This is a genomic window from Streptomyces sp. CB03238 (genome assembly GCF_002099185.1).
In the GTDB taxonomy this organism is placed as follows: domain Bacteria; phylum Actinomycetota; class Actinomycetes; order Streptomycetales; family Streptomycetaceae; genus Streptomyces.
In genome coordinates, this window is sequence record NZ_NBCN01000008.1 from 170,733 (window position 1) to 192,790 (window position 22,058).

Consider the following 22,058-nt stretch of genomic DNA (forward strand, 5'->3'; position numbering starts at 1 on the left):
CCATTGTCACCCCAGGTCGGGAGGGGTTGACGACCCACCGGGCTGAAAATACCTTTCACGTGTGACCGATATGGTGAAGGAAATTTTCAGCAACGGGGCCGTCGGCAGACCGAGCACGGAGCCCGCCCCCGCCGCACCCGGACCCGCCGCATCCGGACCCGCATCCGGACCCGCCGCATCCGGATCCGCACCCGGACCCGCCGCACCCACACCCGCACCCGCCGCCCTCGCCGCCAAGGTGCGCACCCTCGCGCCCTCCATGACCCGCTCCATGCAGCGCGTCGCCGAAGCCGTCGCCTCCGACCCCGCCGGCTGCGCCGCCCTCACGGTCACCGGACTCGCCGAACTCACCGGCACCAGCGAGGCGACCGTCGTCCGCACCGCCCGCCTCCTCGGCTACCTGGGCTACCGCGACCTGCGCCTCGCCCTCGCCGGGCTCGCCGCCCAGCAGCAGTCCGGCCGGGCGCCCTCCGTCACCGCCGACATCGCCGTCGACGACCCGCTCGCGGACGTCGTCGCCAAGCTCGCGTACGACGAGCAGCAGACCCTCGCCGACACCGCCGCCGGCCTCGACACCATCCAGCTCGGCGCCGCCGTCACCGCGCTCGCCGCCGCCCGCCGCACCGACATCTACGGCGTCGGCGCCTCCGGCCTCGTCGCCCAGGACCTCGCTCAGAAGCTGCTGCGCATCGGGCTCATCGCGCACGCCCACAGCGACCCGCACCTCGCCGTCACCAACGCCGTACAGCTCCGCTCCGGCGACGTCGCCATCGCCATCACCCACTCGGGCTCCACCGGCGACGTCATAGAACCGCTGCGCGTCGCGTTCGACCACGGCGCGACGACCGTCGCCATCACCGGCCGCCCCGACGGCCCCGTCTCGCAGTACGCCGACCACATACTCACCACCTCCACGGCCCGCGAGAGCGAACTGCGCCCCGCCGCCATGTCGTCCCGCACCAGCCAACTCCTCGTCGTCGACTGCCTGTTCACCGGCGTCACGCAGCGTACGTACGACACGGCCGCCCCCGCCCTCTCCGCGTCGTACGAGGCCCTCGCGCACCGCCACTCCCCCCGCACCCGCACCCGCTGATCGCCCCACCCGGCCGAAAGAGCACGCCCGCATGAACCCCTCCGAACTGTCCTCCCTCACCACGGAAGCGTTCCGCCCCGAGCTCGCGGACATCGACCGCCTCCCCACCGCCGAGATCGCCCGCCTCATGAACGCCGAGGACCAGTCCGTCCCCGTGGCCGTCGCCACCCAGCTGCCCCGCATCGCCGCCGCCATCGACGCCACCGCCGACCGCATGGCGCGCGGCGGCCGCCTCATCTACGCGGGCGCCGGCACCGCCGGGCGGCTCGGCGTCCTGGACGCCAGCGAATGCCCGCCCACCTTCAACACCGCGCCCACCCAGGTCGTCGGCCTCATCGCGGGCGGCCCGGCGGCCATGCTGGAGGCCGTCGAGGGCGCCGAGGACTCCAAGGACCTCGCGGCCGAGGACCTCACCGCCCTCTCCCTCACGCCCGACGACACGGTCGTCGGCATCTCCGCCTCCGGCCGCACCCCCTACGCCATCGGCGCGGTCGAACACGCCCGTACGCACGGGGCCCTGACGATCGGCCTCGCCTGCAACGCGGGCAGCGCCCTCGCGGCCGCCGCCGAGCACGGCATCGAGGTCGTCGTCGGCCCCGAACTCCTCACCGGCTCCACCCGCCTGAAGGCCGGCACCACCCAGAAGCTGGTCCTCAACATGATCTCGACGATCACGATGATCCGGCTCGGCAAGACGTACGGAAACCTCATGGTGGACGTCCGCGCCTCCAACGAGAAGCTCCGCGCCCGTTCCCGCCGGATCGTCTCCCTCGCCACCGGCGCGTCCGACGCCGACATCGAGGCCGCCCTCACGGCCACGGACGGCGAGGTCAAGCCCGCGATCCTCACCCTCCTGGCGGGCGTCGACCCGGACACGGCGACCCAGCTCCTGACCAAGACGAACGGCCACCTCCGCGCGGCACTCGACCAATAGAAGGGGCCCCACCCGCCCACCGGCGCGCACCCGCCGTACACCGCCCGCCCCCTGGCACCATCCGCGCCATGACCACCCCGACCGACCCCCACCGCACCACCGCCACCGCCCTCCTCCCCCTCGTCGGCGGCGCCGCGAACGTCACCTCCGTCGCCCACTGCATGACCCGCCTCCGCCTCGGCCTCCGCGACCGGAGCCTGGTCCAGGACGCGGACATCCGCGCCCACCCGGCCGTCCTGGGCGTCGTCGAGGACGGCACGACGTACCAGATCGTCCTCGGCCCCGGCACCGTCGCCCGGGTCACGCCCGCGTTCGAAGCCCTGCTCCTCCCGGACCGGGGCGCCGCCATCAAGGCGGCCCAGAAGACAAGGAACGCCACCCCCGGCAAGCTGCTCCTCCGCCGCATCGCCAACATCTTCGTCCCCCTCATCCCCGCCCTCATCGGCTGCGGCATCATCGCCGGCCTCAACGGCCTGCTCCTCAACACCCACCAACTCCCCGCCCTCACCCCCGCCCTCGCCGCCATCGCCTCCGGCTTCATGGCGCTGATCGCCGTGTTCGTCGGCCTCAACACGGCCAAGGAGTTCGGCGGTACGCCGATCCTCGGCGGCGCCGTCGCCGCGATCATCGTGTACGCGGGCGTCGCCAAGGTCGAGGCCTTCGGCCATCAACTCGCCCCCGGCCAGGGCGGCGTCCTCGGCGCCCTGGCCGCCGCCGTACTCGCCGTCCACATCGAGAAGTGGTGCCGCCGCCACGTACCCGAGGCCCTCGACGTCCTCGTCACGCCCACCCTCACCGTGCTCGTCGCCGGCCTGGTCACCGTCTACGGCCTGATGTACGTCGCCGGTGAGGTGTCCTCCGCCATCGGCGTGGCCGCGAACTGGCTGCTCGCGCACGCCGGCGCGGTCGCCGGCTTCGTCCTGGGCGGGCTGTTCCTCCCGCTCGTCATGCTGGGCCTGCACCAGGCCCTGATCCCGATCCACACCACCCTGATCGAGCAGCAGGGCCACACCGTCCTCCTGCCCATCCTGGCGATGGCAGGCGCCGGGCAGGTCGGCGCGGCCGCCGCCGTGTACGTACGCCTCCGCCACCACACCGACCTCCGCCGCACCATCAAGTCCGCGCTCCCCGCCGGGCTGCTCGGCGTGGGCGAGCCGCTCATCTACGGCGTGTCGCTGCCGCTCGGCCGGCCGTTCATCACCGCCTGCGTCGGCGGGGCGTTCGGCGGCGGGTTCGTCGGGCTGTTCAACATGCTCGGCGACACGGTCGGCTCGACGGCGATCGGCCCGTCCGGCTGGGCGCTGTTCCCGCTGCTCCACGGCGGCGGCGACGGCGGCCTGGCCATCACCACCGTCGCCGTCTACGCGGGCGGCCTGCTGACCGGGTACGTCGCCGGGTTCGCCGCCACGTACCTCTTCGGCCTCAGCCGCACCACCCTCACCTCACCGCCTGCTCCTTGATCGTGACCCGCCCCTTCCTGATCACGGCGAGCCGGGGCGCGCGCCGCGCCAGGGCCGTGTCATGGGTGACCATGACGAACGTCAGCCCGTTCTCCTCCCACAGCCCCTCCAGCAGCTCCATGATCTCGTCGCGCATCGACTCGTCGAGGTTGCCGGTCGGCTCGTCCGCCAGCAGCACCGCCGGCCGCTTGACCAGCGCCCGCGCGATCGCCACCCGCTGCTGCTGCCCGCCCGACAGCTCGCCCGGCAGGTGCCCGCGCCGCTCGCCGAGCCCCACCGCCACCAGCGCCTCCGCCGCCCGCTCGCGCCGCTCGGGGGCCCTGAGCCCCAGCGGTACGAGGGCGGTCTCGACGTTCTCCTGGGCGGTGAGCGTCGGCACCAGGTTGAACCCCTGGAACACGAACCCGATCTTCTCCGCCCGTACGCGCGTCAGCCGCGCCTCCGGCAGCGTCGCGAGATCCGTCCCGTCCAGGACGACGCTGCCCTCCGTCGGCCGGTCCAGGCCGCCGAGCATCTGCAGCAGCGTGGACTTGCCGCCGCCCGTCGGGCCCTGGACGACCAGCCGCCCACCGTCCTCGATGATCAGGTCCACCCCGTCCAGGGCCTGGACGGTGTCCTTGCCGCGCCGGTAGCGCTTGGTGACGCCACTGAGCTCGTACATGTGCTGTCAACTCCAGTCATACCAAGAAGGATTTACGCAACGCGGCGCAGCGCGTCCGCCGGCCGCAGCCGCGAGGCGCGCCAGCCGCCGAACCCGCCCGCGACGAGACCGCCCGCGACGGCGAGCGCCACGGCGAGCGCGACGGTGGTGAGCGAGACGGGCGCGGTGAGCGCGATGTCCACGGCGCGTGACGCGGCATCCCGCACCGGCCCGGCGCCGCCGCCACCGCCGGGCCCGACTCCCCCGCCCAGCTCGGCCGTCAGCGTCGGGCCGAACGCCGTGATGGCCCACGCCCCGGCCAGCCCGACCCCGATCCCGAGCGCCCCGCCGATCAGTCCGTGCACCAGCGCCTCGCCGGCCACCTGCCGGGTGACGCGCCCGCTCTTCCACCCGAGCGCCTTGAGGGTGCCGAACTCCCGCACCCGCCTGCTCACCGCCGACGACGTCAGCAGCCCGGCCACGACGAACGCCGCGCCCAGCACGACGATCGACAGCCACTTGCCGACGCCCGACGCCAGGTCGGAGGCGGTCGACAGCGACCCGGACACGGTGTCGGCGAGGTCGGCGGACGTGGTGACGGTCGTCCCCGGAACGTTCTTCTGCACGGCGCCCTTGACGTCCTCGATCCGCTGCGAGTCCGTCGCCCGGACGTACACCGTCGTCACCTTGCCCTTGGCGTCGGCGAGCGTCTGCGCCTCCGCGAGCGGCAGGTAGACGTTGGCGGCGGCGTCCCCACTGTCGGCGGTCGCGATGCCGATGACGCGGTACGCCGTGCCGGAGATGGTCAGCTTCTCCCCGACGGCCAGCCCCTGCTCCTTGGCGTACGCGCTGTCGACGACGGCCACTTTGGCGGACGTCTCGGCCGCCGTGAACGTACGCCCGGCGGTGATCTCCGACGACGTCAGCGGCCCCAGCCCCTGGTGGGCGACGTCGGTCCCGTACACGGTGTACGACTCGACCCCGAAGTCCGCGCCACCGCCGCGCACTTGGTTCCCACCGTCGCCCTGGCCGGGCTGACCGGGCTGGGCGGGCTGACCGGGCTGCACCTCACCGCGCTTGAACTGCCCGTCGACCTTCATCACCCGGGCGTTCAGCCCGCCGACGGCCTCGGCGACCCCGTCCTGCCCGCCGACCTTCGCGACGGTGGCGGCGGCGAGCGTCTCGAACCCCTGCACCATCACGACGTCCTGGCTCTGCTCGCCGTCCCCGCCCTCCTCGGCGTCGAACCGGAACCGGGGCCGCCGCACCGTCTCCCCCTCCCCGGGCGGTGAGGCGGCCTTGGTGACCGTCATGTCGGTCCCCAGCCCGTACAGCGACTCCAGGACCTTGCCCTGGGCCTGACTCATCCCGGCCGTGACCGAGTTGACCACGATGACCAGCGCGATTCCGAGGCCCAGCCCCGAGGCGACGACGAACGCCGCCTTCCGCCGACGGCGCAGCTCGCGCCGGAGATAGGTGAAGAACATGCCGCGAAAGCTATGGAGGCGGCGTGATGGGGGGTTGAGGACCCGGTGAGAGTCGGATGAGAAGCACTGCGCGAGCGATGTCAGAACGGCCCTGCGTGCACATTCCGCTGTTGGAGGTCGACGGCGAAGCGAGACGCGGTCACGAAGTCGTTGTCGTCATGCAGGACAACAAGGCCATGGTGGGCGGCAGTCGCACACACCTGGAGGTCGACAGCCGAAAGCGCTCGGTGGGCACCGCTCTCGGCGGCACGATGCTGAAGCCCGCCGATCCACTGGGCCGCCCCCTTGGGGACGCCGATGTCTTCGTACAGCTCGGAGAACATGGCGCTGTACGCCTCGTACTCCTTGGGGTCTCGCGCGGACCGGAGGAACTCCGCTCGCTGCGGATAGCAGGAGCGGACGTCCCCGTCCGCAACCGTAGACCGCCATGCCATGTGGACATCCTTGTCACGCATCATGCGCCAGAGCGCAGACGAGTCCACCAGGTACCGGCTCAATGGCGGAAGGCCTCCTTGTCCGCGCGATGTGCCTCCTCGGCCCCCTCGATGTCCCACCCCTGAGCGATGTCGAAGTACTTCTCGTACGCGGCGGCGCGCAGCAGCCGCTTGTTGTACTCCTCCAGCGCCGTCGCGACAGCGGCGGTCTTCGTCCGGTGCCCGCCCAGTCGCTTGGCGGTCTCCAGGGCTTCGTCGTCGATGTCGATGTGCGTCAGAGACATGCCGGCCTCCCGATCTGTACATCCTCGGCCCGGATGCTGCACTCCGAGTGTACATACCACGGCCGCTGCCCAGCGAGGAGACCTCTTCACGGCAACCGCCTGCCCCTGTTCAACTCTCGAACGCGTGCCCGCAGCACCTCGCTCGGCGGGGCGGGGCTCAGCGCGTCGGCCGGGCAGTCCCACTCCCGGCCGCCGCCCGGCGGGCGCAGCTGTACGTAGCCCCCGACGTGGCCCATGACCTCGCCGACCCGCCCATCCCGGGAGTCGATCATGTACTGCGGCGCGCTCACCGGCGGGCCTCGTGCAGGACGGCGACCAGCCGCATGGCCGTGTCGATGTTGCAGCGCCCCAGCTCCACCAGCGGAAACGGCGACGCGTCGCTCGCCGCCGACACCGGGTCCACCCGCAGGGACGGCAGAGTCACGCCCACCCTGCCCAGCTCGTCCCGCAACTGGGCCACCACGTTCTCGGCCGCCCGCAGCCGCTCCGCCGCTCGCATCCCCATGACCAGGCACCTCCACGCTGAGTGTTCGGGTTCTGTACACAGAGTGGTCGATTGGCGGCTAGTCTGAACACAACGGCGGCCCAACAACCCCATCTGTGCTAACGGGAGTTGACACATGCCCGGTCCAAAGGATCTAGATCCGTCCTCCTCCCCCAGGGCACTGCTCGGCGCCGAGCTGCGCCATGCCCGCGAAAAGGCCAACTACAGCCAGGACGGCCTGGGCGAGAAGCTCTTCGTGAGCGGCTCGTTCATCGGCCAGCTGGAGGCGGGTACGCGCCGGATGCAGCGGGAGTTCGCGGTCAAGATCGACGCGATACTGGGCACGGACGGCTTCTTCGAGCGCAACTGCGAGGCCGCCAACAAGTCGCGTTACCCGGACCACTTCGCGGAGGCGGCGGAGGCGGAAGCGGTCGCGACATCGATCCGGGAGTACGCGCCGCTGCTGATCCCGGGCGTGCTGCAGACGGAGCGGTACGCGCGGGCGGTGTTCCGCGCGTACCAGCCGACCGCGACGGAAGACGTCATCGACGGCCTGGTGGAGGCCAGGCTCGACCGAGCTCACGTCCTCGACGATCCAACTACGCCCCTGTTTTGGGCAGTTTTGGACGAGGCCGTACTCCGGCGCAAAGTCGGCGGCCCAGCGGTGATGGCGGAGGCGCTCCAGCACATCGCGGAGTTGGATCGCTGCCACCGGGTAATTGTGCAGGTGCTGCCGTTCGAAGCAGGCGCGCACGCATCTCTGGACGGCGGGATCAAGCTGATGGCCTTCGATGACGCACCGCCACTCGCCTACCTTGAAGGCCACGGCACCGGTCAGTTGCAGGACGACCCGGCCAGCGTTAGGCGGCACGAACTGGCCTACGATTTGCTGCGGGCCAGCGCAGTGTCACCGAAAGAATCCCTGGCCCTGATCGAATCAGTGGCGGAGGATTACGCCCATGAAGATCGACACCCTTGAGTGGCGCAAGTCCACGTACAGCGGCGGGGATGGCGGCAACTGCCTCGAAGTTGCCGACGGCCACCCCGACGCCATCCCCGTCCGTGACTCCAAGAACCCCACCGGCCCGAAGCTCGTGTTCCGGGCCGCCGCATGGTCCGCGTTCGTAGCGGACCTCAAGCGATAAGAGCGACAAGCGCGACGAGAGCGAGCCGCGCGGCCCCGGAGCTCAAGCCTCACGCTCCGGGGCCGTAGCGCAGCTCCAGCAGGTGCCGCAGCATCGCGAGGTCCTTGCGGTTGGCGCGGCGTATCGCGGCCGCGAGGATGCGGCTGCCTCCGCCGCCCCGGTTCCGGAGGGTCATCCGGGTGCGGTCGCCCTCGACCCCGTACGGCTCCCAGGTGTAGGTGGTCTCCATGGGCAGCGGCCCCTCGGTCGTGCGCATCACCAGCCGCCGGCCGGGCTCGTACTCGACGATCTCGTACGTGTAGACGAGCCGCCGCCCCAGGAAACGGGCCACGAACGCCACCCGTGCGCCCACCTCCACCTCCGAGGCGGTCTCCCACTCCACCGACACGATGTTCGCGTACCACTCGGGCGCGGTGGAGGGATCGGCGGCGTACGCGGCGACGAGGTCGCACGGGGCGTCGATCACGGTCTCGGTCAGGACGTCGACGGCCATAACCCCAGCGTAGGCCCGGGGCTTAAGTACCGATCGCCGAGCGCTTTTAACAGTGATTGGTACTTAGGGTCTGGTTGATAACCCGCCCACCCACCCGGCGAGTTGTCGCCAATCTGACTATGCGGAGTGGATTTGCCACGTACGGTGATCAGGCTCTAGCGTCCCGGTAAACGAACGGCCCCCGCCCGGTGCAGCAACACCGGCGGGGGCCTGACCAACTAGATCGACAGGACCTCGATCCATGGCTGACAGCCAGCTTAGTGCTGCCCCACACCCCCTCGCCAAGCCCGGTTACGGCAAGCGTTCCGCCCCGGGCCAGAAGCCGCCCACTGCCAGCGACTTCGCCCATCTGCCGCCGCGCGAGCGGAGTATCGCGGGGTACATCGACAGGTTGACGGACGGCGCGGACATCTCCTACAAGACGCTCGCCAAGATCCTGCCGCTCTACGGCCAGCGTGCCGTCAGCACCGCCCTGAACAACCTCGTCGCCGCCGGCCACCTGCGCCGGGGCCAGGAGCAGATCGTCTCGACGTCCGGCACCGAGCACTGGGTGACCCGCACCTGGTGGTCCCGTACCGCGCGGGACGACGACTGGTGGGCGGCGTTCCAGCGGGGTGACGTGCCCGAGGACAAGCCGCCGCGCCGGACCCGCTCCCGGGCCTTCATCCTGCTCGCCGCGCTGGGGCGCGAGGCGCCGATGATGGCGCTGTCCGCCGCCGACTGCGCCGCGCTGGAGCCGCTGGTCAGCGAGTGGTTCGCGCGCGGCGCCGACGAGCGGCACGTCATGCACGCCCTGACGGCCGGCCTGCCGTCGCAGGTCCACCGCCCCTTCGCCCTGGCCCGCACTCGCCTCACCACCAAGATCCCGCCCGAGCGGACCGTGCCGGTCCGACCACCGCGCCGCGTCCTGGAATGCGCCAGGTGCGGCAACCCCGCCCGCCCAGAAGCCCTCCTCGGCGGCGAATGCGCCCCCTGCCGGGGCGAACCCGTCCCCGTGCCCCGCTTCCCCCTCGCCCCCGACCAAGTCCGCGCCCACGCCGCCCAGGCCAGAGCGGCAGCCACCCGCCCACCCGAACGGGCCGGGCACGCTGCACGGGAGAATGCAACACCATGACCTCTGGCCCCACAGAGCGCCCGCAGATGCCCGTCGAGGATTTCGAGGAGCTCGCCCGCAGGGCCCCGGAGACCGTCACGCTCGAATTCATCAACGGGAGGCTGAAGGTCAAGCCCGGGCGGGACGGCGATCACGGAACAATCATCATGTGGCTGCTCCGGCAGTGCATGCAGCAACGCCCCGAGCTCGCGCTCTACCCCGGGCAGGGCCTGCTGGTCGAGCGTTCCCGGCAAGGGCGGGCCAAACCCGACGGCGCGCTCACTCCCCTGGGTTACCTCGCCGGGCACCGTGACGGGGCGGACCCGGCGGGCGTCCTCATGACAGTGGAAGTCACGTCCTTCGACTCCGACACGGACACCGGCACCGACCGCCTGGACCGCAAGGAGAAGGGCGTCGGATACGCCCAGGCAGGCATCCCCGTGTTCCTCCTCATCGACCGCAGCTCCGACAACCTCACCGTCCACAACGAGCCGGAGCACGGGACGTACCAGCGGAACGTCTCCCACAAGTACGGCGACACCGTCCCGCTCCCCGCCCCCGTCAACATCACCCTCAACACGGAGAAGCTCAAGGACTTCGCCCACTGAGGCCCTGGGGTGGGCCGTCCGGTACTGGTCACCGTGCCGGGCCGCCCTCCCTTCCGAGAGTCGCGGGCTCCGGCACCCTGTCAAGGGCGCTTCGCGTCGGCTTCGCCGATGGCCTACGGCCACCCTTGACAGGCCGCCTCCACCCGCGCGTTTTCTCTCGGAGGGCGGCCCCGGGGAGCGGGCATCCGGAGGGCCAGCCGCAAGAGTCGGGCTCGTGGCCGAGGCAGCCCGGCCGGGGCAGGCGCGGCAGAGGAATGGGGCGGCGCTGCCTGGCTAAGCGGCTGGCCGCCGCCTTCCGGTTGCGGTACAGGACCTCGCTCCTGCCGGTGGTGGGTGCGCCCCAGTGCCATGGGGCATCCGGGCCCGGCTCGGCGACTGCGTGCGGGTGAGGGGCCGGGGTTCAGGCACGTGGCTGGGGTGGGATGGTGGCTGGGCCTGGGTGTTGCCCTGTCCGGCCGGGGCACGGCGGGCACCGCGCGGCCAGGACAGCAGGGCCGGGGCGCGGCCTGTCCTCCGACTCGGGCCCGGGGCCACGGCCTTCCGGACAGTAAGGCACGGCCAGGTCGGCCTCCAGAAGGGGCGGCCCCTCCAGTCCCACCCGTATAGGACCACCGGAGTTGTGGGCGGGATGGGACACCCCGTGCCCGGACGCTCGTGGTCGGAAGGTGTCCTACACCGCCCACAACTCCCCGACCCTGGTGCAGATGTGACGGTGGGGCCCGGTGAGGCGTCCTGGTGAGGCAGGCGGGGCCAGAGGGACTTCGAGCCCCGCACACCGCACCCGCAGGACGCCAGACGCCGGCCGTCGTGCCCCGTCACAGGACCAGGTCGGCCCGGTGCCCGGGGCAAGGCCGAGCCCCTCACCTTGAGGAGTTCGGCGGGGGACACCGGTGCCCCGCAAGTGCTGCCTCCTGTCCGGCACAGGCACGGGGCGCGGCCTCCCCGGCCAGCCCCCCGGGGGTGCCGGACACGCCATCTGCCCCACAGGGCGGGCCCCTCCGGCCCCTCCAGTCCCAGCCGTATCGCCCTGCCGGAGTTGTGGGCGGGATCGGACACCCACAGCCCGCACACCACGACGGGAAGGTGTCCCACACCGCACACAACACCCCGAACCCGGCGCTGGCGTGACCAAGAAGACGGGTGAGACCTCCCTGCACGGCAGGCGCGGCCGGTGAGGTGCCCGGGAGCAACCACGGGCAGCAGAGGATTGGACCGGGCCCGTGAGCCAACAGGCCGGGCAACCGGGCACCCCTTCGTCAGGGCAACACCCAGGCCCAGCCCCGCACCCACCCCAGCCACCTGCCTGAACCCCGACCCCTCACCCACCCGCAGCCGCCGAGCCCACCCCGGACGCCCCATGCCACTGGGGCGCACCCACCACCGGCAGGAGCGAGGTCCTGTGCCTCAGCCGAAAGACGAGCCGCAGCCGCTTAGCCCAGCCGCCACCGCCCCACACCGCTGCCGCGCCCCCTCCGGCGCCCGCCACCCGGCCACGAACGGCACCGGCCACGTGCGCCCCCCGAGGGCCCATCCCCCCGGGCCGCCCTCCGAGTGGGAAAAGGCGGGCGGAGGCGGCCGGTCAAGGGTGGGCGAAGCCCATCGCGAAGCGACGCGACCGAAGGGAGCGCCCTTGACGGGGCGCCGGAGCCCGCCACACTCGGAGAGAGGGCGGCCCACACGGCAACCAACACCGGAACGGTCACGCCCAGAGCGCTCACGCCTCCGCGCACTGAACGCCGCGCCCTCGTTGTGCGTCTCAGCGGGTGGCCGAAACCCCCATCGTCCGACGGCCGCCGATGAACGCGTTCAGGAGTCGATCACCGTGTCCACCACCGGAGCCCCCACACCGACGGCCTCCCATGCGACCCCCGTTACCCCCGTTACCCCCGCCACCCGCACCCCCGCCCCCACCCGCGCCTGGCCTCTTATGGCACTCGCCGTCGGGGCGGGTCTCGCCGGAGGGGCCGTGACGTCCTTTGGGCAGACGTACCTCACCGGTGGCTGGCACGCGCTCGTCAACTCGGCCTCCACCTGGGTCACGGTCGCCTTCCTGATCGGCCTCCGGGCCCCCGGGCGCTGGCGGTCGGCGGCCCTGGCCGGACTCCTCTCGCAGGCCGGGCTGGTCGTCGGCTACTACGCGACCTCCGAGCTGCGCGGGTACGCGGCCGGGCTGTCCGCCGTGGTGATCTGGATCGCCGCCGGGCTGGTCGCGGGTCCTGGCTACGGCGCGGCCGGCGCCCTGCTGCGCCACCACCGCCCCGTACTCCGATCGGCGGCCGCCGGGGTGGTCGGGTCGGTCTGGGTCATGGAGGGCCTGCACTTCTTCCGGCTCGCGACGGACGCGAACTCCAACAGCGGGCCCGGCACCACGGCGGCCTGGTGCTACACCGCTGTCGGCGTCCTGCTCCCGCTCGTTCTGGCCCGCTCGCTGCGGGACCGCTGCTACGCCCTGCTGGTGCTGGCCGCCGGCGCGGCGCTCGCCACCGGCGCGGGGCTGCTCATCGACGCCGCGTTCACCCTCTGAGCGGGAGCGGAAACGCCCGAGGGCCGGCCCTCTTACAGAGAGGCCGGCCCTCATCCCCACCGGGCCTATGGCACAGAGCCTCGCTCGACCACCCACTCAGTGGGCTGGCCCGTGATGGCGGCGATGTGGTCGAAGTCCCCGTCGTAATGCAGCACCGTCACCCCGTGCCGCTCAGCAGTGGCCGCGATCAGCAGATCCGGGATGGACGCCTCCCGGTGCATTCCCTTCTCCGCGAGCAGCCCTTGGACCTCGATGGCGCGCGCACCGATCTCGTCCGTGAGCGGAAGCCACTCGAATCCCTTGCGGACCGATCGCCCGGCGGAGTGTTCCATGGCGTTGCGGGCGCTGAAAAGGATCTCCAGGTCGATCACGGCGCACGTGGCCACCAGGCCGCGCTGCACCAGCGGTTGCAGCGTGGCCTTGACCAAGGGGTCTATTGCGCGCGCCCAGGCACTCTTGTCGACCAGGTACCGGGCTACTGCCACGCCTTCGCCATCACTTCCGGGTCGCCGAGGTCGCTGAAGACCCCTTCCTCCAGCATCTCCATGAACCGCTGCCGCTTGGCGGCAGCCACGAACTCGGCCAGCGCACCGTTGATCGTCGCTCGCTTGGTCGTCGTGCCCAGTATCTCGGCGGCCTCGGCGACAAGTGCATCATCCAGGTCGATCATGGTGCGCGACATGGTGGCCTCCAGGCATACGGATCGAGCAAGTCCTTATGCCTAACGGTAGCCGGAAACGCCCGAGGGCGGCACCCCCTGGGAGTAGGGGTGCCGCCCTCGGTTCCGTACGCGTACGTACGACTCCGTACGAAGGACGTGTCCGATCCGCAAGGATCAGAAGTCCATGTCACCGCCCGGCATGCCGCCCGGAGCACCGGCCGCGGCCTTCTCCGGCTTGTCGGCGATGACGGCCTCGGTGGTGAGGAACAGCGCCGCGATGGAGGACGCGTTCTGCAGGGCGGAACGGGTCACCTTGGCGGGGTCGATGATGCCCTCGGCGATCATGTCGACGTACTCGCCGGTCGCGGCGTTCAGGCCGTGGCCGACGGGCAGGTTGCGCACCTTCTCGACGATGACGCCGCCCTCGAGACCACCGTTGACGGCGATCTGCTTCAGCGGGGCCTCGAGGGCCAGGCGCACGATGTTGGCGCCGGTCGCCTCGTCGCCCTCGAGCTCGAGCTTCTCGAAGACCGAGGAGGCCTGGAGCAGGGCCACGCCACCACCGGCGACGATGCCCTCCTCGACGGCGGCCTTGGCGTTGCGCACCGCGTCCTCGATGCGGTGCTTGCGCTCCTTGAGCTCGACCTCGGTGGCGGCACCGGCCTTGATGACGGCCACGCCGCCGGCCAGCTTCGCCAGGCGCTCCTGGAGCTTCTCGCGGTCGTAGTCCGAGTCGGAGTTCTCGATCTCGGCGCGGATCTGGTTGACGCGACCCTGGACCTGGTCGCTGTCACCGGCACCGTCGACGATGGTGGTCTCGTCCTTGGTGATGACGACCTTGCGGGCGCGGCCCAGCAGGTCCAGGCCGGCGTTCTCGAGCTTGAGGCCGACCTCCTCGGAGATGACCTGGCCACCGGTGAGGATGGCGATGTCGTTCAGCATGGCCTTGCGGCGGTCGCCGAAGCCCGGGGCCTTGACGGCGACGGACTTGAAGGTGCCGCGGATCTTGTTGACGACCAGGGTCGACAGGGCCTCGCCCTCGACGTCCTCGGCGATGATCAGCAGCGGCTTGCCGGACTGCATGACCTTCTCCAGCAGCGGGAGCAGGTCCTTCACCGCGGAGATCTTGGAGTTGACGATGAGGATGTACGGGTCGTCGAGCGACGCCTCCATACGCTCCATGTCGGTGGCGAAGTACGCCGAGATGTAGCCCTTGTCGAAGCGCATGCCCTCGGTGAGCTCCAGCTCCAGACCGAAGGTCTGGGACTCCTCGACGGTGATGACGCCTTCCTTGCCGACCTTGTCCATGGCCTCGGCGATGAGCTCGCCGATCTGGGTGTCGGCGGCGGAGATGGAGGCCGTGGAGGCGATCTGCTCCTTGGTCTCGACGTCCTTCGCCTGCTCGAGCAGGGCGCCGGAGACGGCCTCGACGGCGGTCTCGATGCCGCGCTTCAGCGCCATCGGGTTGGCGCCGGCGGCGACGTTGCGCAGGCCCTCGCGGACGAGCGCCTGGGCGAGGACGGTCGCGGTAGTCGTACCGTCACCGGCGACGTCGTCCGTCTTCTTGGCGACTTCCTTGACCAGCTCGGCGCCGATCTTCTCGTACGGGTCCTCGAGCTCGATCTCCTTGGCGATGGATACACCATCGTTGGTGATCGTGGGGGCGCCCCACTTCTTCTCGAGGACGACGTTGCGACCCTTGGGGCCCAGGGTCACCTTGACGGCGTCGGCGAGCTGGTTCATGCCGCGCTCGAGGCCGCGCCGTGCCTCCTCGTCGAACGCGATGATCTTGGCCATGTGAAGTGGTCCTCCCGGACTGGGGTGGATGCTCCGGACCGCGCTGGCGCCCGCGACGGACGGCCTGCCTGCCTGAAGTGGTTCCTTGCCCCACCGGCCTGCAGACCTCACCGACTCGGTCCTTCGTTGTCACTCTCACCTTCAGAGTGCTAACGCCAATGATTAGCACTCGACCCCTGCGAGTGCAAGCGCCTCTCGCATACGAGACAGGGGTCCGGACGCGCGCGAGGGGCCCGCGTCCCCTGGAACGCGAGCCCCTCGGCACTAGCGATGTCGACAGTCGATGGTCGGTCGATCGCGACGCGGCTCTCAGCCGGCGGCGAGCTTGACCATGTCCGCCTGCGGACCCTTCTGGCCCTGCGAGATCTCGAACTCGACTCGCTGACCTTCTTCAAGGGTGCGGTAGCCGTCCATCTGGATCGCGCTGTAGTGGACGAAAACATCCGCACCACCGTCGACCGCGATGAAGCCGTACCCCTTCTCCGCGTTGAACCACTTGACGGTGCCCTGAGCCATGCCTAACTCCCCTATTACTGGCCCTTGCGCAGGACCGCACTTCGCGGACCCGGGTCAGACCTCGCCCCCTGACAGTTCCCCTATGCCTGGCGGCATGGGGAGACCCCAGGAGCGTGCGCCGGAACGCGTCGACCGCCGCTGAATGTATCTGCCCAACTGCCGTCTGCAACAGGTCAATCGGACGAGAATTCCGAGCACGCGTGAACGGAAAATGCGGCTGAATTCGCCAGAATCCTGGGCAAGTCGGGCCCGGCAAAGCGCACAAATGGCGCAATAAGCGGGGCTACTTTGACTTCATCTTGTCGTGACCGGCCGCGTTCTCATATGCGGGTGGCACAGGCAAGGGCGGGGACTTCCCCAACTCTACCGCGCTCAACCATGCAGAATTGCCCCCTCCGCTTGTGAAGCGAAGGGGGCAATTGTCTCCGGAAGTCGGAGGTGATCAGCCGCCGGCGACGGCCGGAATGATCGAGACGCCCGCACCGTCCGGCGTGGCGGTCCCCAGGCCCTGCTCGAAGCGCACGTCGTCGTCGTTGACGTACACGTTCACGAACCGGCGCAGCTTGCCCTGGTCGTCGAGGACGCGGGCCGCGATGCCCGGGTGGTTCTTCTCCAGCGACTCGATGACCTCGGAGAGGGTCGCGCCCTCCGCCGTGACCTCGGCCTGGCCGCCCGTGTACGTGCGGAGGATGGTGGGGATGCGCACGTTGACGCTCATGGTTCGTAATGCCTTTCGGTGCGGGTCGGTCAGGCCAGGCCGGCGTCGCGGAACGCGTCCAGGCTCGGGCGGATCGTCGCGGTCGGGCCGGTGGTCGGCGCGACGGCGTCGAGGGTCTTCAGGCCGTCGCCCGTGTTGAGCACGACCGTCGTCAGGGACGGGTCCAGGGCACCGGCCTCGATCAGCTTCTTCGTCACGCCCACGGTCACCCCGCCCGCTGTCTCGGCGAAGATGCCCTCCGTACGCGCCAGCAGCTTGATCGCGTCGACGACCTGCTCGTCATTGACGTCCTCCACCGCGCCGCCCGTGCGGCGGGCGATGTCCAGGACGTACGGGCCGTCGGCCGGGTTGCCGATGGCGAGCGACTTGGCGATGGTGTTCGGCTTCTGGGGCCGTACGACGTCGTGACCGCCCTTGAAGGCCGTCGACACCGGGGAGCAGCCCTCCGCCTGGGCGCCGAAGATCTTGTACGGCTTGTCCTCGACCAGGCCCAGCTTGATGAGCTCCTGCAGGCCCTTGTCGATCTTCGTCAGCTGCGAGCCGGACGCGATCGGGATGACCAGCTGGTCCGGCAGGCGCCAGCCGAGCTGCTCGCAGATCTCGTACGCGAGGGTCTTGGAGCCCTCCGCGTAGTACGGGCGCAGGTTGACGTTGGTGAAGCCCCAGCCCTCGCCCAGCGGGTCGCCGATGAGCTCCGAGCAGAAGCGGTTGACGTCGTCGTAGTTGCCCTCGATGCCGACGAGGTCACCGCCGTAGATCGCGGCCATGACGACCTTGCCCTGCTCCAGGTCGTGCGGGATGAACACGCAGGAGCGGAAGCCGGCGCGGGCGGCGGCGGCGGCGACGGCACCCGCCAGGTTGCCCGTGGAAGAGCAGGACAGGGTGGTGAAGCCGAAGGCGCGGGCGGCCTCGATGGCCTGGGCGACGACGCGGTCCTTGAAGGAGTGCGTCGGGTTGCCGGAGTCGTCCTTGACGAACAGCTTGCCGGGCTCGACGCCCAGCTCACGTGCCAGGTTGTCGGCCTGGACGAGCTTGGTCCAGCCGGGGTTCAGGTTCGGCTTGTCGGCCACGTCCGCCGGAACGGGGAGCAGCGGCGCGTACCGCCAGATGCTGGCGGGCCCGGCCTCGATCTGCTTGCGCAGGGCCTCGGGGTCACCGCTCGGCAGGTCGTAGGCGATCTCGAGCGGCCCGAAACACAGCTCACAGGCGAAAATGGGACCGAGCTCGAAACGCTCGCCGCATTCACGACAGGAGAGGGCGGAAGCAGGCCCGAGGTCGACGTTCTTGGCGGTGGCGACAGTCTGTACAGCCATGGAGGCGAGGCCCTTTCTCCTCATCTTCCTCATGGCGCGCTTCGCCATGAGACGGATTTGGCACCTTCCCTAGCCGGGGCCTCGCGCAAGATCTGCGAGTGCCGGCTGGAGGGTTGCCGGGGCTTCAACGGGCCGTATCCCTCTGCCCCTCTGGATGAGCTGTATTCGATTGTTCGACTCGTGGACGTGGACCCCCGACATGCATCGGACATCCGCGTTGCTCAAGACTGTAACCGAACCCCCGGACGCTTGAGATGGTCGTCCGATACGCGAGATGGAGATCACGTGCTGGAAGAGGTGGAGCGCTGGCTGGACCGGCGGTCCTGGTCCGTGACGGAGCGACCGCTCGACCAGTTGCTCCCGGCCAAGCGCGGTACGACCGTCAGTGTCGTGCTGCCGGCGCTGAACGAGGAGGCGACGGTCGGCGAGATCGTCACCGTGATCCGCCGCGAGCTGATGTCGGACGCCGCCGCGCTGGTCGACGAGCTGGTCGTGGTGGACTCCGGCTCCACGGACCGTACGGCCGAGGTCGCGGCGGCGGCCGGGGCGCGCGTGGTGCACCGGGACGCGATCCTGCCCCGGATACCCGCCGTGCCGGGCAAGGGCGAGGTGCTGTGGCGCTCGCTCCTGGTGACGAGCGGCGACATCATCTGCTTCGTCGACGCCGACCTGCGTGACTTCTCGGCCGATTTCGTGACCGGAACCGTCGGCCCCCTCCTCACCGACCCGTCCGTCCATCTCGTCAAGGCCATGTACGACCGGCCCCTGGCCGGCTCCCCCGGCCAGGGCGGGCGGGTGACCGAGCTGGTGGCGCGGCCGCTGCTGAACCTGCACTGGCCGCAGCTGGCCGGGTTCGTCCAGCCGCTGGGCGGCGAGTACGCGGCCCGCCGCTCCCTGCTCGAACGGCTGCCCTTCCCCGTCGGGTACGGAGTCGAGCTGGGCCTCCTCGTCGACGCCCTGCACACCGTGGGGCTGGACGCCCTCGCGCAGGTGGACGTGGGCGTGCGCAAGCACCGGCACCAGGACGAGCGGGCGCTGGGCCGGATGGCGGCGGCGATCTACCGGACGGCGCAGCTGCGGCTGTCGCGGGGGCACCTGGTGCGGCCCCGGCTGACACAGTTCGACCGGGCGGAGGAGGGGTTCGTCCCGCGTACCCACCCGGTCGACACCGAGGAGCGGCCGCCGATGGTGGAGGTGGCCGAGTACGCACGGCGCCGCCGGGTGGCGTGAGCGCCGTACGTTTGAGCGTTTCCGCAACGGGCTAGGTTCGTCTCCATGGCAGCCCAGATTCTCGTCGCCTCGAACCGCGGTCCGGTCAGCTACGTGCCACGTGAGGACGGCACGCTCGACGCCCGGCGCGGCGGGGGCGGGCTGGTGTCCGGGCTCTCCGCGATCGGACCGGACGCGGGCGCGCTGTGGGTGTGCGCCGCCCTGAGCGACGGCGACCGGCAGGCCGTACGGCAGGGCGTGGCGGACGAGCCGGGCGTACTGATGCTCGACATCGACGCGCGGGTGCACGCCGAGGCGTACAACGGCATCGCGAACTCGGTGCTGTGGTTCGTGCACCACATGCTGTACCAGACGCCGCTGGAGCCGGTCTTCGACGCGGAGTTCCGCCGCCAGTGGGTGGCGTACCGCCTGTACAACCGGGCGTTCGCCGAGGCCCTGGCCGAGCAGGCCGACGACGGCGCCGTGGTCGTCGTCCAGGACTACCACCTGGCCCTGGTCCCCGGAATGCTCCGCGAGCTGCGCCCCGACCTGCGGATCGGGCACTTCTCGCACACGCCGTGGGCGCCGCCGGAGTACTTCGCGATGCTCCCGGACGACGTCGCCGAGGAGCTGCTGCTGGGCATGCTCGGCGCGGACCGGCTGGGGTTCCTGACGTGGCGGTGGCTGAAGGCCTTCCAGGCGTGCTGCGCGTCCTCCCTCCGGGACATGGACGTGACGACGCACTGGCCCAAGGACCAGCCCCCGAGCGTTCAGCACTGGACGCACGGCCGGCCCCGCCACACCTACCTGGGCGTGCACGGGCTGGGCGCGGACGCGGACTTCCTCCGGGAGCGCTCGCGCCGCGCGGACGTGGACGACCGTATGGCGCTGCTGCGGGAGCAGATCGGTCCCGACCGCAAGACGATCGTCCGCGTCGACCGCACCGAGCTGTCGAAGAACATCGTCCGTGGCCTCCTGGCCTACCGGACGCTGCTGGCCGACCGCCCCGAGTGGCGTGAACGTGTCGTCCACCTCGCCTTCGCGTACCCCTCCCGCCAGGACCTGCCGGTGTACCGGGAGTACACGGCGCAGGTCTCCGAGCTCGCGGACGAGATCAACGCGGAGTACGGGCGGGACGGCTGGACGCCGGTGATCCTCCACGTGGAGGACGACTTCGCCCGCTCCCTCGCCGCGTACCGCCTGGCGGACGTGGCGCTGGTCAACCCGATCCGGGACGGCATGAACCTCGTCGCCAAGGAGGTCCCGGTCGTCTCGGACGCGGGCTGCGCGCTGGTGCTGTCGCGGGAGGCGGGCGCGTACGAGGAGCTGCGCGAGGACGCGATCACGGTGAACCCGTACGACGTGGTGGGCACGGCGGAGGCGCTGCACGAGGCGCTGTCGATGCCGCCGGCCGAGCGCGCGGACCGCGCCAAGCGCCTCGCCGCCGCGTCGACGTCCCTGCCCCCGTCCCGCTGGTTCCTGGACCAGCTGACCGCCCTCCGGACGCCCTGACGGTTCGCCGGCCGGGGTGGGGCCGTGCCCCTCCCCACCGGCCCGCAGACGCCCACCGGCCGGGGTGGGGCCGTGCAGGGTCGCCCCCGCAGAGGTTGGCGGCGACGGGTGGGCTCCCGTTTCCCGTACCCAAGGCCGCCGGCCTCGAGGAGGCGAGCCCGGAGGGGCCACGCCCCCCACCCCCCGGCAGGCCACCGCGCGTGCGGCGGAGGCACCGCGCCCCGGGGCGAACCGGGAACGGTCACCGCCCCGGGTGGAACCGCCACAAGGGCACCGCCCCGGTCCCGTTGTGCCCACCCGTCCCGCCCTGCGGGACGACTGCCCACAACGGGGGGAGGCACCGCCCGCCGGGGCGACTGCCCACAACGGGGTGGGGTGACCGCCCAGCGGAACGACCGCCCACAACGGGGGAGGTGCCGTCCGGCATGGCGACCGCCCGCAACGGGGGGGCGAGGCACCGACCGGCGGGACGGTCACCCACAACGGGGGGCGGAGGGGGCCACACCCCCCGCGCCGTCAGGCGGTCGCGGTGGTGAGGGTGGAGAGGAGGGCGACCACGCCCCGGGGGCCGGGGACCTGGAGGTCGGCGCGCTGGGCGACCTCGGCGACCTCGTCGCTGCCGCTGCAGACCAGCAGGCCGGGCACCCCGTCGGAGCGGAGCTTCTCGACGGCGGCGAAGGCCGGCAGGTCGCCCAGGTCGTCACCCGCGTACACCACCACCTCGGCGCCGACCTCCCGTACGTACTCCGTCAGCGCCACGCCCTTGTCCACGCCCGGGGGGCGCAGTTCCAGGACCATGCGGCCCGGTTCGAGGACCAGGCCGTGCCGGGCCGCGAGGTCGGCGAGCGGGGCGTGCAGGGCGTCGAAGGCGGCCTGCGGGTCGTCCGCGCGCCGGGTGTGGACGGCCACCGCGCGGCCCTTCTCCTCGATCCACGTGCCGCGCCACGCGCCCACCCGGTCCAGGAACCCGGGCAGTTCGGCGCGGACGGCCGCCACGCCGGGGTGCTCGGGGGCGGCCTGGACGGTGCCGGTGACGGCGTCCCATCGTTCGGCGCCGTAGTGGCCGAGGACGACCAGGTGTTCCAGGCCGGGCACTCCGGCGAAGCCGCCGTACCGCACCGCGACGCCCGCCGGGCGGCCGGTGATGACCGCGACGGACGCGACGCGCGGGGCGAGCGCGGCGATGGCGGCGACGGCGCCGGGGTGGGCGCGGGCCTGCTCGGGGTCGTCGACGATGTCGGCGAGGGTGCCGTCGAAGTCGAGGCCGACGACCGCCCGCTCGGGGTGGGCCAGGAAGGCGGCGAGGCCCTCGCGGCCGGCGGGGGTGACGGGACGCGGCAGGGAAGGCGAGGAATCCGGTGGGGTGCCCATGCACGGAAACCTATCCAGGGCCCCGCGACGGCACACCTACCGCCGCGCCTCCCGCGACGCGCGCAGCCGCCGCAGCCGGTTGACGGTGACGGGGTCGTGGGCGAGGGCCCTGGGGTCGTCGAGGAGGGCGTTGAGCAGCTGGTAGTAGCGGGTGGGCGACAGGCCCAGCTGCTCGCGTATGGCGCGTTCCTTGGCGCCGGGGCCGGGCCAGGAGCGCCGTTCCATGGCGAGGACGGCGCGGTCCCGGTCGGTCAGCTCCGGCGGTCGTGGGGAGGCGGTCAT

25 protein-coding genes and 1 riboswitch are annotated in these 22,058 nt (G+C 71.4%); of the genes, 10 read left to right on the forward strand and 15 right to left on the reverse strand.

Features of this window, described 5'->3' with window-relative positions:
* Positions 1-70 precede the first annotated feature (70 nt).
* From BKD26_RS16735 to BKD26_RS16745, 3 genes are all read left to right on the forward strand, one after another.
* A complete protein-coding gene (locus tag BKD26_RS16735; protein ID WP_084898694.1) occupies positions 71-1,093 on the forward strand; it encodes a MurR/RpiR family transcriptional regulator in 1,023 nt (340 codons plus the stop codon).
* 31 nt (positions 1,094-1,124) lie between these two features.
* Positions 1,125-2,027 carry an N-acetylmuramic acid 6-phosphate etherase gene (gene murQ, locus BKD26_RS16740; RefSeq protein WP_084898697.1) on the forward strand — a complete coding sequence of 301 codons (903 nt, stop codon included), beginning with the start codon at positions 1,125-1,127 and terminating at the stop codon, positions 2,025-2,027.
* A gap of 68 nt (positions 2,028-2,095) precedes the next feature.
* Positions 2,096-3,487: a PTS transporter subunit EIIC gene (locus tag BKD26_RS16745; protein ID WP_084898699.1), complete on the forward strand. Its 1,392-nt coding sequence runs from the start codon at positions 2,096-2,098 to the stop codon at positions 3,485-3,487.
* Here the strand turns inward: BKD26_RS16745 and BKD26_RS16750 are convergent.
* The 6 genes from BKD26_RS16750 to BKD26_RS16775 form a co-directional block, all read right to left on the reverse strand.
* Positions 3,465-4,148: an ABC transporter ATP-binding protein gene (locus BKD26_RS16750; RefSeq protein WP_084898700.1), complete on the reverse strand. Its 684-nt coding sequence runs from the start codon at positions 4,146-4,148 to the stop codon at positions 3,465-3,467. The two genes, BKD26_RS16745 and BKD26_RS16750, sit on opposite strands and share 23 nt — an antisense overlap.
* A 32-nt stretch (positions 4,149-4,180) precedes the next feature.
* Positions 4,181-5,614 carry an ABC transporter permease gene (locus tag BKD26_RS16755; protein WP_084898702.1) on the reverse strand — a complete coding sequence of 478 codons (1,434 nt, stop codon included), beginning with the start codon at positions 5,612-5,614 and terminating at the stop codon, positions 4,181-4,183.
* Between the two features lie 80 nt (positions 5,615-5,694).
* Entirely contained in the window at positions 5,695-6,111 is a 417-nt protein-coding gene (locus BKD26_RS16760; RefSeq protein WP_084898703.1) for a PIN domain-containing protein, read from the reverse strand.
* Positions 6,108-6,332, reverse strand: coding sequence for a type II toxin-antitoxin system VapB family antitoxin (locus tag BKD26_RS16765; RefSeq protein WP_084898705.1), 225 nt, complete (start codon positions 6,330-6,332; stop codon positions 6,108-6,110). The genes BKD26_RS16760 and BKD26_RS16765 overlap by 4 nt, the downstream gene beginning before the upstream one ends.
* 86 nt (positions 6,333-6,418) lie before the next feature.
* Positions 6,419-6,604, reverse strand: coding sequence for a hypothetical protein (locus BKD26_RS16770; protein WP_084898919.1), 186 nt, complete (start codon positions 6,602-6,604; stop codon positions 6,419-6,421).
* A gap of 14 nt (positions 6,605-6,618) precedes the next feature.
* Positions 6,619-6,837 (reverse strand): hypothetical protein, encoded by a 219-nt coding sequence (locus BKD26_RS16775; RefSeq protein ID WP_073757245.1) that lies wholly within the window; start codon positions 6,835-6,837, stop codon positions 6,619-6,621.
* Positions 6,838-6,952: 115 nt separating this feature from the next.
* On the opposite strand from BKD26_RS16775, the gene BKD26_RS16780 reads away from it, so the two are divergent.
* Both BKD26_RS16780 and BKD26_RS16785 read left to right on the forward strand, forming a co-directional pair.
* Entirely contained in the window at positions 6,953-7,795 is an 843-nt protein-coding gene (locus tag BKD26_RS16780; RefSeq protein WP_084898706.1) for a helix-turn-helix transcriptional regulator, read from the forward strand.
* The gene (locus BKD26_RS16785) at positions 7,776-7,961 is read left to right on the forward strand and encodes a DUF397 domain-containing protein (RefSeq protein ID WP_084898708.1); all 186 of its coding nucleotides are present in this window, start codon (positions 7,776-7,778) and stop codon (positions 7,959-7,961) included. The genes BKD26_RS16780 and BKD26_RS16785 overlap by 20 nt, the downstream gene beginning before the upstream one ends.
* A gap of 49 nt (positions 7,962-8,010) precedes the next feature.
* Here BKD26_RS16785 and BKD26_RS16790 read toward each other — a convergent pair whose 3' ends face one another.
* Positions 8,011-8,454, reverse strand: coding sequence for an SRPBCC family protein (locus BKD26_RS16790; RefSeq protein WP_084898710.1), 444 nt, complete (start codon positions 8,452-8,454; stop codon positions 8,011-8,013).
* Positions 8,455-8,695: 241 nt separating this feature from the next.
* Between BKD26_RS16790 and BKD26_RS16795 the strand changes: the two genes are divergently transcribed.
* The 3 genes from BKD26_RS16795 (at position 8,696) to BKD26_RS16805 (ending at position 12,679) form a co-directional block, all read left to right on the forward strand.
* Positions 8,696-9,568 (forward strand): hypothetical protein, encoded by an 873-nt coding sequence (locus tag BKD26_RS16795; RefSeq protein WP_084898711.1) that lies wholly within the window; start codon positions 8,696-8,698, stop codon positions 9,566-9,568.
* Complete coding sequence (locus BKD26_RS16800; protein WP_084898713.1) at positions 9,565-10,155, forward strand: Uma2 family endonuclease; 591 nt, start codon at positions 9,565-9,567, stop codon at positions 10,153-10,155. The genes BKD26_RS16795 and BKD26_RS16800 overlap by 4 nt, the downstream gene beginning before the upstream one ends.
* A gap of 1,822 nt (positions 10,156-11,977) precedes the next feature.
* A complete protein-coding gene (locus BKD26_RS16805; RefSeq protein ID WP_084898715.1) occupies positions 11,978-12,679 on the forward strand; it encodes a DUF6518 family protein in 702 nt (233 codons plus the stop codon).
* Between the two features lie 65 nt (positions 12,680-12,744).
* Here the strand turns inward: BKD26_RS16805 and BKD26_RS16810 are convergent, their stop codons facing one another.
* The 6 genes from BKD26_RS16810 to thrC form a co-directional block, all read right to left on the reverse strand.
* The gene (locus tag BKD26_RS16810) at positions 12,745-13,164 is read right to left on the reverse strand and encodes a PIN domain nuclease (RefSeq protein ID WP_084898716.1); all 420 of its coding nucleotides are present in this window, start codon (positions 13,162-13,164) and stop codon (positions 12,745-12,747) included.
* Positions 13,155-13,361 (reverse strand): type II toxin-antitoxin system VapB family antitoxin, encoded by a 207-nt coding sequence (locus tag BKD26_RS16815; RefSeq protein WP_084898717.1) that lies wholly within the window; start codon positions 13,359-13,361, stop codon positions 13,155-13,157. The genes BKD26_RS16810 and BKD26_RS16815 overlap by 10 nt, the downstream gene beginning before the upstream one ends.
* A gap of 153 nt (positions 13,362-13,514) precedes the next feature.
* Complete coding sequence (gene groL, locus BKD26_RS16820) at positions 13,515-15,137, reverse strand: chaperonin GroEL (RefSeq protein ID WP_084898719.1); 1,623 nt, start codon at positions 15,135-15,137, stop codon at positions 13,515-13,517.
* Positions 15,138-15,446: 309 nt separating this feature from the next.
* Positions 15,447-15,653 carry a cold-shock protein gene (locus BKD26_RS16825; protein WP_008743607.1) on the reverse strand — a complete coding sequence of 69 codons (207 nt, stop codon included), beginning with the start codon at positions 15,651-15,653 and terminating at the stop codon, positions 15,447-15,449.
* A gap of 442 nt (positions 15,654-16,095) precedes the next feature.
* Entirely contained in the window at positions 16,096-16,371 is a 276-nt protein-coding gene (locus tag BKD26_RS16830; protein ID WP_073757237.1) for a ubiquitin-like small modifier protein 1, read from the reverse strand.
* 29 nt (positions 16,372-16,400) lie between these two features.
* Positions 16,401-17,684 carry a threonine synthase gene (gene thrC / locus BKD26_RS16835; RefSeq protein WP_084898720.1) on the reverse strand — a complete coding sequence of 428 codons (1,284 nt, stop codon included), beginning with the start codon at positions 17,682-17,684 and terminating at the stop codon, positions 16,401-16,403.
* A gap of 17 nt (positions 17,685-17,701) precedes the next feature.
* Positions 17,702-17,845, reverse strand: a riboswitch (SAM riboswitch).
* 124 nt (positions 17,846-17,969) lie between these two features.
* On the opposite strand from thrC, the gene BKD26_RS16840 reads away from it, so the two are divergent.
* Positions 17,970-18,914, forward strand: coding sequence for a glucosyl-3-phosphoglycerate synthase (locus BKD26_RS16840; RefSeq protein WP_084898722.1), 945 nt, complete (start codon positions 17,970-17,972; stop codon positions 18,912-18,914).
* 45 nt (positions 18,915-18,959) lie between these two features.
* Positions 18,960-20,405 carry a trehalose-6-phosphate synthase gene (locus BKD26_RS16845; RefSeq protein WP_084898724.1) on the forward strand — a complete coding sequence of 482 codons (1,446 nt, stop codon included), beginning with the start codon at positions 18,960-18,962 and terminating at the stop codon, positions 20,403-20,405.
* A gap of 516 nt (positions 20,406-20,921) precedes the next feature.
* Here the strand turns inward: BKD26_RS16845 and otsB are convergent.
* Positions 20,922-21,776 carry a trehalose-phosphatase gene (gene otsB, locus BKD26_RS16850; protein WP_084898725.1) on the reverse strand — a complete coding sequence of 285 codons (855 nt, stop codon included), beginning with the start codon at positions 21,774-21,776 and terminating at the stop codon, positions 20,922-20,924.
* A 36-nt stretch (positions 21,777-21,812) separates the two neighbouring features.
* Entirely contained in the window at positions 21,813-22,058 is a 246-nt protein-coding gene (locus BKD26_RS16855; protein ID WP_084898727.1) for a DUF3263 domain-containing protein, read from the reverse strand.

Excerpts from the sequence above, each read along its gene's own strand:
- BKD26_RS16735 (WP_084898694.1), top strand. The coding sequence starts at position 71 with ATGGTGAAGGAAATTTTCAGCAACGGGGCCGTCGGCAGACCGAGCACG.
- murQ (WP_084898697.1), top strand. The coding sequence starts at position 1,125 with ATGAACCCCTCCGAACTGTCCTCCCTCACCACGGAAGCGTTCCGCCCC.
- BKD26_RS16745 (WP_084898699.1), top strand. The coding sequence starts at position 2,096 with ATGACCACCCCGACCGACCCCCACCGCACCACCGCCACCGCCCTCCTC.
- BKD26_RS16750 (WP_084898700.1), bottom strand. The coding sequence starts at position 4,148 with ATGTACGAGCTCAGTGGCGTCACCAAGCGCTACCGGCGCGGCAAGGAC.
- BKD26_RS16755 (WP_084898702.1), bottom strand. The coding sequence starts at position 5,614 with ATGTTCTTCACCTATCTCCGGCGCGAGCTGCGCCGTCGGCGGAAGGCG.
- BKD26_RS16765 (WP_084898705.1), bottom strand. The coding sequence starts at position 6,332 with ATGTCTCTGACGCACATCGACATCGACGACGAAGCCCTGGAGACCGCC.
- BKD26_RS16770 (WP_084898919.1), bottom strand. The coding sequence starts at position 6,604 with ATGATCGACTCCCGGGATGGGCGGGTCGGCGAGGTCATGGGCCACGTC.
- BKD26_RS16775 (WP_073757245.1), bottom strand. The coding sequence starts at position 6,837 with ATGGGGATGCGAGCGGCGGAGCGGCTGCGGGCGGCCGAGAACGTGGTG.
- BKD26_RS16780 (WP_084898706.1), top strand. The coding sequence starts at position 6,953 with ATGCCCGGTCCAAAGGATCTAGATCCGTCCTCCTCCCCCAGGGCACTG.
- BKD26_RS16785 (WP_084898708.1), top strand. The coding sequence starts at position 7,776 with ATGAAGATCGACACCCTTGAGTGGCGCAAGTCCACGTACAGCGGCGGG.
- BKD26_RS16790 (WP_084898710.1), bottom strand. The coding sequence starts at position 8,454 with ATGGCCGTCGACGTCCTGACCGAGACCGTGATCGACGCCCCGTGCGAC.
- BKD26_RS16795 (WP_084898711.1), top strand. The coding sequence starts at position 8,696 with ATGGCTGACAGCCAGCTTAGTGCTGCCCCACACCCCCTCGCCAAGCCC.
- BKD26_RS16800 (WP_084898713.1), top strand. The coding sequence starts at position 9,565 with ATGACCTCTGGCCCCACAGAGCGCCCGCAGATGCCCGTCGAGGATTTC.
- BKD26_RS16815 (WP_084898717.1), bottom strand. The coding sequence starts at position 13,361 with ATGTCGCGCACCATGATCGACCTGGATGATGCACTTGTCGCCGAGGCC.
- groL (WP_084898719.1), bottom strand. The coding sequence starts at position 15,137 with ATGGCCAAGATCATCGCGTTCGACGAGGAGGCACGGCGCGGCCTCGAG.
- BKD26_RS16825 (WP_008743607.1), bottom strand. The coding sequence starts at position 15,653 with ATGGCTCAGGGCACCGTCAAGTGGTTCAACGCGGAGAAGGGGTACGGC.
- BKD26_RS16830 (WP_073757237.1), bottom strand. The coding sequence starts at position 16,371 with ATGAGCGTCAACGTGCGCATCCCCACCATCCTCCGCACGTACACGGGC.
- thrC (WP_084898720.1), bottom strand. The coding sequence starts at position 17,684 with ATGGCTGTACAGACTGTCGCCACCGCCAAGAACGTCGACCTCGGGCCT.
- BKD26_RS16845 (WP_084898724.1), top strand. The coding sequence starts at position 18,960 with ATGGCAGCCCAGATTCTCGTCGCCTCGAACCGCGGTCCGGTCAGCTAC.
- otsB (WP_084898725.1), bottom strand. The coding sequence starts at position 21,776 with ATGGGCACCCCACCGGATTCCTCGCCTTCCCTGCCGCGTCCCGTCACC.
- BKD26_RS16855 (WP_084898727.1), bottom strand. The coding sequence starts at position 22,058 with ATGACCGCCTCCCCACGACCGCCGGAGCTGACCGACCGGGACCGCGCC.